Source organism: Coleofasciculus sp. C1-SOL-03 (genome assembly GCF_040220555.1).
Lineage (GTDB): Bacteria > Cyanobacteriota > Cyanobacteriia > Cyanobacteriales > Coleofasciculaceae > Coleofasciculus.
Genome location: NZ_JAVJUO010000195.1, coordinates 1 through 14,307, shown reverse-complemented (window position 1 = coordinate 14,307; position 14,307 = coordinate 1). Strand labels below are relative to the sequence as shown.

10 protein-coding genes and 1 pseudogene are annotated in these 14,307 nt (G+C 45.3%); 9 read left to right on the top strand and 2 right to left on the bottom strand.

Annotated elements, in window-relative coordinates; genetic code table 11:
- The first annotated feature begins 240 nt into the window (after positions 1–240).
- Positions 241–3,627, top strand: coding sequence for a plasmid replication protein, CyRepA1 family (locus RIE73_RS29995; RefSeq protein ID WP_446404728.1), 3,387 nt, complete (start codon positions 241–243; stop codon positions 3,625–3,627).
- Positions 3,628–3,892: 265 nt separating this feature from the next.
- Here the strand turns inward: RIE73_RS29995 and grxC are convergent, their stop codons facing one another.
- Positions 3,893–4,210: a glutaredoxin 3 gene (grxC, locus tag RIE73_RS29990; RefSeq protein WP_446404650.1), complete on the bottom strand. Its 318-nt coding sequence runs from the start codon at positions 4,208–4,210 to the stop codon at positions 3,893–3,895.
- Positions 4,211–4,480: 270 nt separating this feature from the next.
- Here grxC and RIE73_RS29985 point away from each other — a divergent pair, with 270 nt between their 5' ends.
- From RIE73_RS29985 to RIE73_RS29950, 8 genes and pseudogenes are all read left to right on the top strand, one after another.
- Positions 4,481–6,934 (top strand): CHASE2 domain-containing protein, encoded by a 2,454-nt coding sequence (locus tag RIE73_RS29985; RefSeq protein WP_446404649.1) that lies wholly within the window; start codon positions 4,481–4,483, stop codon positions 6,932–6,934.
- Between the two features lie 271 nt (positions 6,935–7,205).
- A complete protein-coding gene (locus RIE73_RS29980; protein ID WP_446404648.1) occupies positions 7,206–7,388 on the top strand; it encodes a hypothetical protein in 183 nt (60 codons plus the stop codon).
- Positions 7,333–7,842 carry a hypothetical protein gene (locus tag RIE73_RS29975; RefSeq protein ID WP_446404647.1) on the top strand — a complete coding sequence of 170 codons (510 nt, stop codon included), beginning with the start codon at positions 7,333–7,335 and terminating at the stop codon, positions 7,840–7,842. Before RIE73_RS29980 ends, RIE73_RS29975 begins: the two co-directional genes overlap by 56 nt.
- Positions 7,843–8,000: 158 nt before the next feature.
- On the top strand, positions 8,001–8,144 hold the full coding sequence (locus tag RIE73_RS29970; protein ID WP_446404646.1) for a hypothetical protein: 144 nt from the start codon (positions 8,001–8,003) through the stop codon (positions 8,142–8,144).
- Between the two features lie 10 nt (positions 8,145–8,154).
- On the top strand, positions 8,155–8,616 hold the full coding sequence (locus tag RIE73_RS29965; protein WP_446404645.1) for a tetratricopeptide repeat protein: 462 nt from the start codon (positions 8,155–8,157) through the stop codon (positions 8,614–8,616).
- Positions 8,615–9,373: pseudogene (locus tag RIE73_RS29960) on the top strand (CHAT domain-containing protein); the annotation flags it as partial. The gene RIE73_RS29965 and the pseudogene RIE73_RS29960, both read left to right, overlap by 2 nt.
- Before the next feature lie 89 nt (positions 9,374–9,462).
- On the top strand, positions 9,463–9,975 hold the full coding sequence (locus RIE73_RS29955) for a DUF928 domain-containing protein (RefSeq protein WP_446404644.1): 513 nt from the start codon (positions 9,463–9,465) through the stop codon (positions 9,973–9,975).
- A 105-nt stretch (positions 9,976–10,080) separates the two neighbouring features.
- Positions 10,081–10,935: a hypothetical protein gene (locus RIE73_RS29950; RefSeq protein ID WP_446404643.1), complete on the top strand. Its 855-nt coding sequence runs from the start codon at positions 10,081–10,083 to the stop codon at positions 10,933–10,935.
- 191 nt (positions 10,936–11,126) lie between these two features.
- Here RIE73_RS29950 and RIE73_RS29945 read toward each other — a convergent pair whose 3' ends face one another.
- Positions 11,127–14,078 carry an NACHT domain-containing protein gene (locus tag RIE73_RS29945; protein ID WP_446404642.1) on the bottom strand — a complete coding sequence of 984 codons (2,952 nt, stop codon included), beginning with the start codon at positions 14,076–14,078 and terminating at the stop codon, positions 11,127–11,129.
- Positions 14,079–14,307: the final 229 nt, after the last annotated feature.

Sequence of the window (14,307 nt, the reverse complement as noted above, 5' to 3'; positions counted from 1 at the left end):
ACCGGGCGCAAGGCTTTGCGCCCCTACAGTTTCTGGGCGTAAGGCTAATCCACCCAATTAGGTGTGCCACGCCACTACAATTTGGACTTCGCTTTTCTCGCCCCTACACCGCCACTTGTTCACGGGACGCTTTAATCATTTGCCACTACCCCCTATAATTGGTGTTCCTTTCCTTAGCTATCCAGTTTGGCTACTAGATGTAGTGTAGTTTCCTGTATGACCCACTTAATCTCTAATCCCGTGAATTATCTGCAAGAATGGAACAATAGCTGTATCGATGACCAACTCACCCGCCTGAACGTTATCCCCTTAAGGGGTACTTGCCCATCCAACTATTTACTCTACGCCGATACATTACCCCGACGGAATGATGGTCGGGTCAGTCACCGCATCCTCAAACGCTACGAACATACCGAACAGGGGGGATGGTGGTGTTCCGGAATTGACCTACTCACGGGTAATGATGACCTTTGGGGGTGTTTTAAGCCTAGTTCTCCTCGGTGCAATACTCAGACAGGGAAACCGATTAAATACGAACATCCGCCCCTAACCCCTACAGGGGTTTTTGCCCTGCGTGTCCCCCTACATCTGTGGCAAGGTATTGCTAATCGCTATAATATGGCGCTTCCGTTTGATGTAGAGACGTGCCATGGTGCGTCTGAGGGCGGGTTTAATCACGTCACGGGAAATGAAACCCTCCCCGACGCATCGGTCAGGGCGGGTTTTGTAGACACGTTATCATCAATCGCCCCAAGTCAGTCCCTAAACCTGCCCCTACAAACCATGCCCTCGATAGTCGCTAAGGGTGAACATTCGGTCAGGGCGGGTTTTGTACAAACGTTATCATCAATCGCCCCAGGCGAGTCCCTAAACCCACCCCTACAAACCATGCTCTCGATAGTTGCTAAGGGTGAACATTCGGTCAGGGCGGGTTTTGTAGAAACGTTATCATCAATCGTCCCAGGGGAGTCCCTAAACCCGCCCCTACAAACTCAAAATGTCTCCGGCGAATTTTGGCAGTGGTTGATTGTCCATCCCGAAATTCCGTTGTGTATTACTGAGGGCGCAAAGAAAGCGGGGGCTTTACTCACCGCCGGCTATGCGGCTATTGCCCTCCCTGGTGTATTTGGGGGCTATCGTGTCCCTAAAGATGACCAGGGAAATCGTATCGGTAAGTCTCGCCTCATCCCCCAGTTACTCAAATTAGCAACGCCGGGGAGAACGATTTATATTGCCTTTGACCAAGATACTAAACCGAATACCATCAAAGCTGTCAATGCTGCGATTCGTCAATTAGGATATCTGTTAACCCAACAGGGATGTTCTGTCAAAGTCATCAGTTGGCATCCAGACCAAGGAAAAGGGGTAGATGACTTAATTGCCAACCAGACTCAGACAGCCTTTGACCAAGCCTATCAAACGGCTGTCCCCCTGGATACCTGGAAAGCCCAATCCTTAACTCGCCTGACGTATTCGCCCACAGTACAGGTGAATCGTCGCTATTTAGGGGAACTCTCGATTCCTGACGATGCTAAACTGATTGGAATTAAATCTCCCAAAGGCACCGGGAAAACCCAGTGGTTAGAAACAATTGTTAAAGAGGCGATTAAGCGGCAGAAATGGGTGTTGGTGATTGGTCATCGGGTGCGACTCGTGGAGGCGTTGTGTCAGCGCTTTGGCTTGAATTATATCACTCAGATACAGGATACAGAGACGGGGGCTACGTTAGGTTATGGTCTCTGCGTGGACTCTCTCCATCCTACCTCTCAGGCGAGGTTTGAGGCGGTAAACTGGTCAGATGGGGTGGTGATTATTGATGAAGTCGAACAGGTTCTTTGGCATGGGTTGGATTCGGATACTTGCAGTAGTCATCGCGTGGCGATTCTGAAATCTCTGAAGACGTTGATGCAGAATGTTTTAGGCGGTGACGGGCAAGTCTATGTGGCGGATGCGGATTTGAGTGATGTTTCTATCGATTACTTGATTTCTTTATCGGGGATTCCCCACCATCCTTATATTATTCACAATACCTGGAAACCTACTGAGTCTGAATCATGGCGAGTCAACTATTATCCCGAACCGAAGCCAGAACGCTTGATTCAGGATTTAGAACGACACATTACTGCTGGAGGGAAACCCTTTGTTTGCCTGTCCGCCCAGAAACGGGGGAGTCAGTGGGGAACCTGTACGTTGGAAGCCTATCTGCGTTCTCGATTTCCAGAGGCGAAGATTCTCCGCATTGATTCAGAATCCCTGGCTGAACCGACGCATCCGGCGTATGGCTGTATGCGGGATTTGGATGGGGTGTTGAGTCAGTATGATATTGTTCTGGCGAGTCCGGTGATTGAAACGGGAGTCAGCATTGAGTTGCAGGGACATTTCACCTCGGTTTGGGGAATTGCAATTGGGGTACAAAGTGAGAACTCGGTGCGTCAGGCGTTGGGGCGAGTGCGACAAAATCTGCCTCGGTTTCTCTGGGTGGCGCCCTGTGGGTTTAATCGGGTGGGGAATGGTTCTACGTCGATTCCCGCTTTGCTGACTTCGGGACGCCGTTTGACTCAGGTTAATATTCGATTATTACAACAATCTGATTTTGATGCCCTGGATGATATTGAGACGGGTTTTCAAGCCGAATCCCTATTGTGTTGGGCAAGAATGGCGGTAAGGCATAATGCGTCGATGTTTCAGTATCGGGAATCGGTACTGGCGGCGCTGCGTGGGGAAGGGCATCAGGTGGTTGAGGCTGCGGAGGAGGAGATGGGGGGAGAGGTTATGGTTTCCTCGGCTTCCCAGACAGAGGGGAAGGATGAACCCGATTCGCTGACGGCTGCTATAGCGGCAGTAAAAGACCAAAACTATCAAGCCGAATGTTTAGCGATCGCCCGGGCTAAAAATCTGAGTGATAACCAATATCATACCGGACAAAAACGATTAGTGAAAACCCTTGCCCAACGACGGGCGATTCGCAAGTATGAGTTAAAGCAGCGGTATCGGATTCCAGTGACTGCCCAACTGGTGGCTAAGGATGATGATGGCTGGCATCAAAAGCTATTACTCCATTATTTTCTCACCTTAGGGCGAGACCTTTTGGCACAACGGGATGCGGCGATGGCACGTCGATTGATTGAGTTAGGCGGTGGGAGTATTTTCTTACCCGATTTTAATCGTTCTCAATTGGGGGCGGCGGTAGGAACGATGGAACTTCTGGGAGTTCCCGTTTTGCTGACAGATAGGGGGCGTGAATTAAGAGGAACCGATGAGGATTTGCAGGCGATGGCGCGATTGGCATTATCGAATCGGGCGTCGATTAAAACCACGTTGGGGATTGGATTGGCGCGAAATGCCACACCGATTCGGATTGTCCGGCGTTTGTTGGATAAAATTGGCTATGGGCTTGAATGTATTGGTCGTGATAGTAAGCGTTTAAAGCGGGTGCGTGTGTATCAGGTGGTGCATCCATCAGATGGGCGGTTTGAGGTGTTTCAGCAATGGTTGGCGCGAAGTTGTCAGGTGTTAGAGACGTCTTGTCAACAGCTTGATGCTTATTCAAAAGAGGTAAAAATTCAGACAGAGGGTGATGCAGGGGGTGAGTATGTGCAGCTTTCTCTAAATTTATCGGATTGTTGATTGTTATTTTTAGGGAACAGGGAACAGGGAACAGGGAACGGGGAACAGGGAACAGGGAACAGGGAACGGGGAACGGGGAACAGGGAACAGACAACTTAAAAAACGATAATTGTACAACCTGCTCCTACACTCGGTCAGGGCGGGTTTAGTCACATCCGGGTGAGTCAGAAACGATAGTAGTAAAACCCGCCCCTACAAACCCGGTTTCCTCGAAGGTTGTGAAGGGTCACAATAGAGACGTAGCATAATACGTCTCTACACTGTTTCACGCTTGAGCAGGCTGATATAATAAGGGATCTAACTTGCCTTGACTATCTAAACTGTAGAGATCATCACAGCCACCGATATGCTGGTTGTTGATGAAAATCTGGGGAACGGTTCGCCGTCCATTTGCCCGTTCTGCCATTTTCATTCTGGCACTTCCATCGCCATCGATTTTATATTCGGTGAAGTTAACGCCCTTCCACCACAGTAATAGCTTGGCACGAATACAAAAGGGGCAAGTTTGCCAGGTGTAAATTTCCACGTTGGCGTTGATGCGTTCGGGATGGCGTCCGAGGAGAGCGTTAATAGACTTGAGCATTTTATCGCTATTTTAAAGGATTCTATTTTCTAGTCTAAGAGATTAAGGTGTGTTAAGCAAATCCTTGTCCTATATAATTTTTAATGCTAGTAATAGCGTAATTTTAAATTGTCGAAGCGTAATATTACATTAATTTATAGACAAAGTTTACCGGAATTTTCCTAAAAGACCTTGATAGTAATGGTAACATGTTACCTCCAATCGCTATGGTGGAGTTAGCAGTTGGAGATGGAGGAATTCAGACGGGAGATATCAGACGGGAGATATCTGATGGGTTCAAAGCTGAAAACCTGGATTAAGCAGTGGCAAGGAGTACTATTGATCGCGCCGAGTGTGACGTTGATTATCCTTGCCCTGAATGCGGCGGGTTTATTTCAGTTATTGGAATGGGCAACGCTGGATCAATATTTTCGGCTGCGCCCTCAGGAAGCCCCAGACTCTCGCATTCTCTTAGTCACGATTGATGAAACGGATATTAATCAAGTGGGACAGTGGCCCATTCCGGATCGGGTTTTGGTTGACTTAATTACTACGCTGAAAGCGGCTGAACCCCGAGTGATTGGTTTAAATCTGTATCGAGATTTACCTGTAGAACCGGGACATCAGCAATGGGTGGAGGTGATGCAGTCTACGCCCAATTTAATTGGGGTAGAAAAACGAGTGGGCGATCGCGTGGCGTCTCCACCCACTCTGGACGCTTTAAACCAAGTTGCTTTGGCGGATCTAATGGTGGATGCAGATGGCAAGATTCGCAGAGGGTTATTATCGATTCAACGGGAGAATGGAGATTTACAATTAAGTTTAGCCGCCCGTCTGGCGTTACTCTATTTAGAGGATGAGGGGATTACGTTAGAGGGAATTAATACCAATCAGCAGCGTTATCGCTTGGGGAATGCTATCTTTACGCCGTTTCAGACTGATGATGGGGGGTATGTGGATGCCGATGCGGGAGGGTATCAGATTCTGTTAAATTTTCGCGGTGTTTCAGCCAGCTTTGATACCGTTTCTTTAAGCGATGTTTTAGCTGATCGCGTTCCCCCAGAAAAATTCCGCGATCGCATTATCCTAATTGGGTCTAAAGCCCAAAGTACCAACGCTTTATTTTTCACCCCTTATGATAGCACAATCTTTGCCCCTCCCCGTCGCGCTGCTGCTATTGTTATTCACGCGAATTTAACCAGTCAAATTATCAGTAGTGCTATCGATGGACGCCCCTTGATTAAAGTCTTACCCAATCCAGTCGAAGTGATACTGGTTGTTTGTTGGTCGTTTCTGGGGGCAGTCGGCAGTTTAGTTTGGCTCAAGAATAAATGGTTGAATCCCAACACCTTACTCCAATTACTCGCCCTAGGTATTTATATTCTACTGGCAAGTGGTTGTAGTTTAATTGGCACGTATCTCTTATTTTTAGCCGGGTGGTGGTTACCTGTAATTCCTTCATTACTCGCCTTGACCGGTTCAGCCGTGATCACTGCCGATTATCAGAGTCGGCGGTTACAGCAGGAAGCCCAACAGAAATATCGCCGTATCTTTGAAAATGCCCTAGAAGGTATTTTTCAGACCACCCTTGATGGACGCTATCGCAGTGCGAATCCGGCGTTGGCAAAGATTTATGGGTATAAGTCTCCAGAGGAGTTAATCAGCAAAATTACTAATATAAAAACCCAGCTTTATGTTGACCCGAAGCGGCGAGATTATTTTATTCAACTGATGGAAGAACAGGGAGAAGTTGTCGGCTTTGAGTCTCAAGTTTATCGCCAAGATGGCAGCATTATTTGGATTTGCGAACATGCGCGATCGGTTTGTGATGATCAGGGAAATGTTCTCTACTATCAGGGATTTATTGAAGATATTAGCGAACGGAAACAGGCGCAAGTCGAGCGTGAAACGTTTACCAGAGAACTTTTCCAGTTGAATCAATCCTTCTCCCAGTTTGTCCCTCGGCAATTCTTGCAGTTACTGAAAAAAGACAGTATTTGTGATGTTAGATTAGGCGATCAATCTCAGCAAAATATGTCGGTTCTCTTTGCGGATATTCGCAACTTTACAAGTCTATCGGAAGCGATGACACCGCAAGAAACCTTTAATTTTATTAACCGTTATCTTTCCTATATGGAACCTGCTATTATCCAGAATCAAGGGTTTATCGATAAATACATTGGTGATGCGATTATGGCGTTATTTAGTGGCAGTGCCGATGATGCAGTCAACGCGGCAATTGCTATGTTGCAACACCTTAAACGCTATAATCAAGAGCGACAAAAAGCTGGGGAATATCCTATCGAAATTGGGATTGGTATTAATACTGGCTTGATGATGTTAGGAACAGTGGGCGGTAAAACCCATATTAATAGTACAGTGCTGAGTGATGCGGTGAATTTAGCCTCTCGCTTGGAACATTTGACCAAAGAGTATGGGGTATCGCTGCTGATTTCACATTACACCTTTGACCATTTGCGTGACCCTTCTCACTATTCATTTCGTCTCATTGGTCGGGTCAAGGTTAAAGGTAAATCCCAAACCGTGTCTGTGTTTGATGTATTTGATGCTGATCCGCCTCCCGTTCGTCAGCGCAAGCTGAAAACAAAGACGATATTTGAACAAGCGTTATGCCTTTATTCGCAACGAGAGTTTAGTAAAGCGGCTAAATTATTTCAACGGTGTCTAGAATTTGTGCCTGAGGATAAAACCGCTAAAATTTATCGGCAACGCTGTCAGAAGTAGAGATGTAGCAGGCTAGTACAAGAAGGCAGAAGTCCGAAGGCAGATGGCAGAAGGCTATAAGGAACATAATGTAGCTGCTTTTAAGCAGCTTGTTAACTGGTTAATAATAGTGGCGCAACCCTAACTATCGATAATTCAATTATTACTAGCGTCACCAGTTTAGGCAAAGGCGGCGACATTGGACTTTTTGCCCCGTCTCTGGTGTTGAGTGGTGGGTCGAAAATTTTTAGCGTTACGGTTGGTTCTGGACAAGGGGGTAATATTCAGATTAATGCTGATTCAAAATACGAAAACTACCTCAGAGGTAGGAACGGGTATTTCTACAGCCGCCCGAACTAATAGTAGTGGTGATGCGGGGGATTTAACCATTAACGCTGAATCCATAGAAATTATTGGCAATGAACCCGGTGCGGCTGTTAACCACGCAAGGGATTTTTGGCTTGCAGGTGAGTGATCAACTTACCCCAAATAGTGATATTACGGCGAGTTCTCAGTTAGGGATTGATGGCACAATTACGATTAATACTCCTAATGTTGATCCATCTCGCGGCTTAACTGAGTTACCCTTTAATTTTACTGATCCGTCCAATCAAATTATTGCGGGTTGTCCGGCGGATACCGGGAATCGCTTTACGGTTATCGGACGTGGCGGTATTCCCGATAATCCCCGTGACTATTTGCAGGGAAATGCAGTTTGGCGAGATCGGCGAAATGTTGCAGCGTTTTCTGATCAGCAACCTGCTGTAAACTTGCCATCTGAGACATCTGAAAACCGGATAATTGAAGCTCAAGGTTGGATTGTGGATGAAGAGGGTACGGTGATTCTAACGGCTGAATCGAGTGGAGGAAAAAGGGTGGATTTGGGGGGAGGATCGTCTTCCTGTGAGGGGAGAAATGACTTAGACTAAATTTAATTAGACTAAATTTAATAGGTGAGATTGCAATTATATTTTTTAACGCAGAGGGACGCAGAGGTTTTCGCAGAGGGCGCAGAGGGGATTGAAGGATGGGGGCAATAATTTTATAGAATGGGGGAAATAACTGGAGATGATCGGACAAAAAACGAATGACAAATGACAATGGGAACATTGGTGAAGAACGGGCGGAGTTGGAACGACAACGGGCGGAAAAAGCCGAACAAAAAGCGGCAAAATTAGCGGCACGATTGCGGGAAATGAGGATTGACCCAGATACCGACGACTTAGAGTAAATGAGGGGTTATGAAACGGTTAAGAAGAAGCAGTAAAAAGCAACTATTTTTCTGGGGATTAGTCCTAGTCACTTGCTTCGTGGTGACGACGGTTCGTTCTGTCGCGGCACAGGATTCTTCTAACCGTTTTTTGACCTCTCACCCTACCCTTCTCCTACAAGGAGAGGGGAGACAGATAGAGAATCTAGGAGAGGGGAGTATAGATACTTCTAACCTTGTCAGTCAAGGTAAAATCAAAGAGGAAACTGGACATTTAGCTGATACAATAAAGGCTTGGCAAGAGGCGGTAAAGAATTATGAAAAAGCTGGCGATCGCATGAATCAGGCGTTAGCGTTACATTACTTATCCTTAGTCTATCAAGACGTGGGACAATGGCAACAAGCAGAAGCGGCGATTAACCAAAGTCTTGACTTACTCCAACCCCAAGCCAATCCCGCGATTCTAGCCCCCATCTTAAATACCAACCAGTAACCAGATTAAAACCTTAGTCTTTGTTTTGGATGGCGTTTTGCGGAATATCCCTATGACAGCCCTCCATGATGGCAACCAGTATTTGATTGAAAACTACAGTGTGGCGTTAACACCGGGATTGCAGTTACTTGAGCCGCGATCGCTCAAACAAGTTCCCCTATTTTCTTTAACCGCAGGATTAACAGAAGCCCGTCAAGGCTTTGTCCCCTTACCAGCCGTTAAGCAAGAAGTTAAAGAAATTAGTGATGATTTACCGTCAGAAATTCTATTGAATGAAACCTTTACTTATGCCAAAATAGAAAAGGAACTCAAAAACCATTCCGTTAACATTCTCCATCTTGCCACCCATGGTCAGTTTAGTTCTCAACCCAAAGACACGTTTATTCTTACCTGGGATAAACGTCTCAATGCTAATACCTTATCTGAATTGCTGAAAACGAGAGAACAAAGTAACTCTGAACCGATTGAACTGTTAGTACTCAGTGCTTGTCAAACGGCAACTGGAGACAAACGAGCCGCTTTAGGATTAGCTGGATTAGCTGTGCGTTCTGGCGCTCGGAGTACCATTGCTACGCTTTGGTCAGTGAATGACCAATCCACTGCCGATGCGATGATTGAATTTTATCATCATTTGCGCCAAGGTGATGGCAACCGAGCGGAAGCCCTGCGGCAAGCTCAGTTATCATTATTAAAGCAAGAAGCCTATCAGCATCCCTATTACTGGGCACCTTTTATTTTAGTGGGGAACTGGCTGTAATTATTGATCAGAGCAGGTTTCAAAACCGTATTATTTTGGGGTCAGAGGTTGCTCAATTACCAAACATAAATCCGAGGAGGATTGAAATCATGAACGTAGTTAAATCTTTATCCCTATTCGGCATAGCGTTATCCTTGGACGTGTTAGTCGGTTCGGATTTAATGGCACAATCTGACTCAATTGATACCCAGTTGTGGGTAACGTTTGATCCGCCCAAAGAAGGAACTCCATACGATACAACTGGTGGTGCCTCTCGGGGAATGTGTCCGGGGGATGAACTAATGGACAATGAAAGCTTATCCTCGTTAATGCCCAGCCATAGCGAAACGGATGTCGAACGTCCCAGTTTTGCCGTATATCTTCCCAAAACCGGAGCTAAACAAGTATTTTTCAGCTTAAAAGATGCTGATGAAGACTATTTTTATCAGACACAACTCCCACTCCCTACAACTCCGGGTATGTATCGTTTAGAGTTGCCAACCGATGCTCCAGCCATAGATTCTAATATAGAATATCAGTGGTCTATAGGGTTGATATGTGGGCAAGCCGTCGATCCTAATGATCCGAGAGTCAGTGGGATGATTCTGTATAGGAATCCCTAGGGCAAGAAGGCAGAAATAACTGAATAGTTCTATATTAATGAATGGGGGAGTTTGATCGGCGAAGACAGCGCAACTACAAACTTTTTTAGCAGATGAAAGGGAATTATGAAGGTTAGTTTTGGACTTGGGTACATCGCCAGCCTGATTTTATTGGCTACTTCTCCTTTGCTGACAATGCTGACAAATCCGATTCCGGCTGTAGCGGATGATACAGGCGTGATTCGGAAAGTTGTCCTCCTGGATTTATGGGAAAAGGGTAATGGGTTTCGCCTGTCCCCGGAAGTTACCCAAATTACAGTGGTTGATAATTATGCGATCGCGCACTGGTTTTGGGACAATAGTACGGGGGAGACGGTTGTGATTAATCAGAATAATCAATGGCAAGCGATCGCGTCAACCCAAACTCCATTCACCCCCAGCACCCTGGCTAGTTATGGGATTCCTCGTCAGACGGCGCGACAGTTAATTAATCGCGATCGCGCTAATCCGAATACACCGTCAGAACCACCCCCTGTTGCGAATCTCTTCACCTCTGTCTTACCGCAACTCCAACGACAAACCGACACGTTGATTTTATTACCCAGTCAAATACCGGAGTTTAAACAGCGGATTTATGTGAATAGCTTTATTCAACCGAATACCTATAGTATTGCCTTAAGTTTAAAGCAAAACTGCGATGGAATGCCCAATTGTACCTTAGGTGCTTTTAGCGCTACGCCAGTAAATTCTCGGTATTCTCCTGACGATGGATTCATTAAAAAAATTCCCCTCACCAATGGAATCTGGGGATATTTTACACCAAGTCGATGTCAGGGTTTTTGTACACCATCTGTGATTGAATGGGTGTGGCGAGATACCCATTATCGAATTGCTTTAAAAGGGTTGGGGACAGATGTTAATCAAGCCGAAGCGATGATGGTCAACATGGCTAATTCTGCGATTGAAGCTGGACCTCGTTAAACCGCCTTGGGTTCTTTAGATTTATTAACGTTGACACGGATACCTGCTTGTATCAAATTGGCATCAATGAACTACTCAAATCTGCTCAATTTGTTCGGGTCGCCCTATTTTAAACCTTTTTGGTTTCCCCAACCATCTTGTAGAGACGTTGCATGCAACGTCTCTACAATCTCGCCAAATACGGTGACAACTTAGCCAATCTCTTCGTCTGCGATATCTGCGACAAGATTGATGTCTCGTCGTATCCACCGCCAAATAAAGTCTTGTTGTTCAGGCGAGAAGCCACATCGATCCATTTCTGCTTGCACTTTATCGTCGGCTACTGGCTGAAAACGTGCGATTAATACCCAGCGGATACCACCAAAGCAATACCAATCATTTTCTTGAAGCTCCTCAACAAGGAAAGGGGCATAATCCTGGTATAATATTTGCTCCAATTCTAATGCCGTAGACAATACTGCAAATACTCCGAATATGACATCAGAACCTTGCTCTAAAGATTTCTGTAAGTTATCTCCATAGAAACACCTAAAGCTCGATAATATTTCTGTGTCATATTCATTGCCACTAATCCAAGGTTGTGAAGACGTAAGCAAAATTTTCCCTATTTCCCTTAAGTCATTTAGCTGGCTCTCAACGTCCGTCATTTCGTTGTATAAGTCGCGGTATTTATTCATGAATTGCATTAAACATTCAGCAACAGAACCCCAGCAACTTAGAAATAGAGGAAATATTGCCTCACGAAAAAGGCTATCTACACCATGCCAAGTAATCAAGTTTTCCAAAGATACTTTTCCCTGTAGCCAAGTTTTATGGCAAACTATAAAGTATTTCGGATACAGTGGCTCCAGGTAATCAGAACAAGCTTCAAAAACCTTTTTAGAGACACTTTGCCAAACATGCGAGCTAATCTCAAAAAGAACAATGGCTTCGCGTTCATTACTATTCATCTTAAATCGTTCGATCAGTAATTCTTCTAAAGTCTCTGAAATAGTTCCCCGATTCTCGGTTGCAGCATTGAACAGTAATAAAGTTTTTCCCGATTTTATAAAGTTTATGGAATTCCCCTGTGAATACTCATCTAGATTAACCTGTTTAATCCCCCACTCTAGTAAGTATTCAATACAAGCTGTGGTAATCTTCCGAGTCACCTTAGGACTAGGCACCATAAACTCTAAACATCGTGCCGCAAAAGACAGTAAATTTTCTACTTCCTCCGCTTTAGCCTCACGAACGGCATAAAGAACCGTAGTCAGTAATTTATCCCCAGCACCTTCAGAATTCTTACTTTTGATCTGAAAAGCCAATTGTGCGACAACATCCCATTCCTTCTTAGCAATTTTGGGTAAAAGGAACTCGGCTAACACCTTAGCTGTCTCTTGAGTTCTAAACAAATAGAGTGCGGTAAAATATTCGAGAAAAGTACGATGGGTAAATTGATAAAGTTCCTCACCATCTGCCGTTGTTCCTATCCCCGTAAATACCCACGCTCGTCCCCGACAGAATTGGATAAACTCACGCGCCGCCCTTTCTGCTTGATCACGGTCATCAAAACGATGTTCTAACAAATACTCAGAGAGTTTAGCCGTAAGCTGGCGTTCGGTTACGCCTCCCTGTAAACTTTCATCAGAATAAAGCCAATGGGCGAGGTATGCAATCGCTGGTCGAATATTATCCTCAAAGCGAAACTCAACCGGAATATCTCGATTTTTATCCCACTTCTCAAATAACATTTCAGCGCATTTTTCATACACCTCCGGGCGATTTCGGGGAATGTAACCTTCGCGCCGATAGAGGTTACACATCAACGCTAACATAAGCGGGTTAGAACGCAAATCGGAGACAAATTGGCTCTCGTTGAGAAATGCTTCTGCCTTTTCTTCTGGTTCTTCGTTGACCTTAAACCATGTCGTAACATATTCTTTGACTTGATTTTCATCAAAGGGAGCCAGCCGAAAAACCTCAAATTTTTCGGGGTCAAGGGGTGCTTGATCATACCCCACTTCTCTGGATGTCACCAGCACAGGAACTGAGGGATAAAGATTACAGAATAATTCAATATCGCTGCTAATTTCCTGGCGATAGCGAGTATCTAGGAGTTCGTCTAATCCATCAAAAATTACTACGACTCGACCTGTCAATAGTAAATAGTCAAAGGCTCCAGACGGTGGCGGTGTTTGATAATCAGAATTCGCTTTTGTTTCGATATATTGTACGATGGAGCAGTTTAGTTGTTTTTTCTTTGCGCCATAATCCCGCAGGATAACTAGGATTGGTGTAACTTGTCTACCCGCAAAGGGGCGTTCTGAATAGCAGGTTGCTAAAACATGGGCAAATTTTTGGGTAAAGGTGGATTTACCGCCACCCGGATTCCCCAGCAGGACAACGCGATAAATGCTAGCGAGAAAGACTGTAATTTTTAGGGATTCTGGTTGATTGGTTTGTTTGGTGGGAGTTGGGATAAAGTTGGGGCAAACATATAGGCGATTGATGGGGAGTTTCTGCGCCTTATCGAAATCGGGAGGAATAATATATTTGTGGCGTTCTCCAACTTGCTGGCGATAGTTTTCCTCAAAGGTTAGAATGGCTTTAATATCGGGTTTTTGTGGCGCTGTTAATAGGTTAAGCGTTTTTTGAATCGTCGCCAGTTCATCCCGCACGATTTGATGACGGAAGGCGGATTTTGCCTCATGCGCGGAAAGTCTACCCTGATCAATGGCGCTTTGTAGCGCTTCTTCACATCCCTCAATTAGATCATCTAAAATGAGATTTGCTGCGTCTTGCAGTTCAGCTTCTGGGATGTTGGTATAGTAGGAGAATGCGGCTAACCATTCCTGACGGATTAGTTCAAAATTATTTTGCGGATTATCTGAAAGTTTGGCGGTGTAAATTTGACGGACGATGGTTTCGGCGGGTGGAGATTCCAGAAATAAGCAAATTTGGTCAATTTCGGCGGGTTCATAACATTGGATTCGTTCTGATACTGTCTCGGCGGCTTTTTGGAGAATAGGTTGTAAGGCTGTTTCATTGAGTTTCCGGCGTTCTAGGATTTCTGCGCCAATGAGATGCTTTCCTACCTGACGACTGACTGGTGCGAGAAGTGGAGAGAGTCCTTTGGCAATTAGGGTTAAGTTTGGCTCCATGGTTGTATGCTATGGGAGTTATGATAGCAATAGTTCTATATTAGTAGATGCGTGAGTTTGATCGGCGCTAAAGCGCAACTACAAACTAGGTTGTACGACGGGCGGCGAATGTTTATGGCGCTAAAGCGCAACTACAAACGAAATGAAAAGCCAACACCGCCGATTCCAAATCCGCCCCTTTCTCCTGGTTCTATTCCTGTGCAGTCTCACTTTCAGTTTGAGTCTAAGT

What these genes read in the sequence shown, in the direction of transcription:
- RIE73_RS29965 (WP_446404645.1), top strand. Translation starts at nt 8,155, where the DNA reads ATGAAACGGTTAAGAAGAAGCAGTAAAAAGCAACTATTTTTCTGGGGA.
- RIE73_RS29975 (WP_446404647.1), top strand. Translation starts at nt 7,333, where the DNA reads ATGAACCCGGTGCGGCTGTTAACCACGCAAGGGATTTTTGGCTTGCAG.
- RIE73_RS29955 (WP_446404644.1), top strand. Translation starts at nt 9,463, where the DNA reads ATGAACGTAGTTAAATCTTTATCCCTATTCGGCATAGCGTTATCCTTG.
- RIE73_RS29950 (WP_446404643.1), top strand. Translation starts at nt 10,081, where the DNA reads ATGAAGGTTAGTTTTGGACTTGGGTACATCGCCAGCCTGATTTTATTG.
- RIE73_RS29980 (WP_446404648.1), top strand. Translation starts at nt 7,206, where the DNA reads ATGCTGATTCAAAATACGAAAACTACCTCAGAGGTAGGAACGGGTATT.
- RIE73_RS29945 (WP_446404642.1), bottom strand. Translation starts at nt 14,078, where the DNA reads ATGGAGCCAAACTTAACCCTAATTGCCAAAGGACTCTCTCCACTTCTC.
- grxC (WP_446404650.1), bottom strand. Translation starts at nt 4,210, where the DNA reads ATGCTCAAGTCTATTAACGCTCTCCTCGGACGCCATCCCGAACGCATC.
- RIE73_RS29970 (WP_446404646.1), top strand. Translation starts at nt 8,001, where the DNA reads ATGACAAATGACAATGGGAACATTGGTGAAGAACGGGCGGAGTTGGAA.
- RIE73_RS29985 (WP_446404649.1), top strand. Translation starts at nt 4,481, where the DNA reads ATGGGTTCAAAGCTGAAAACCTGGATTAAGCAGTGGCAAGGAGTACTA.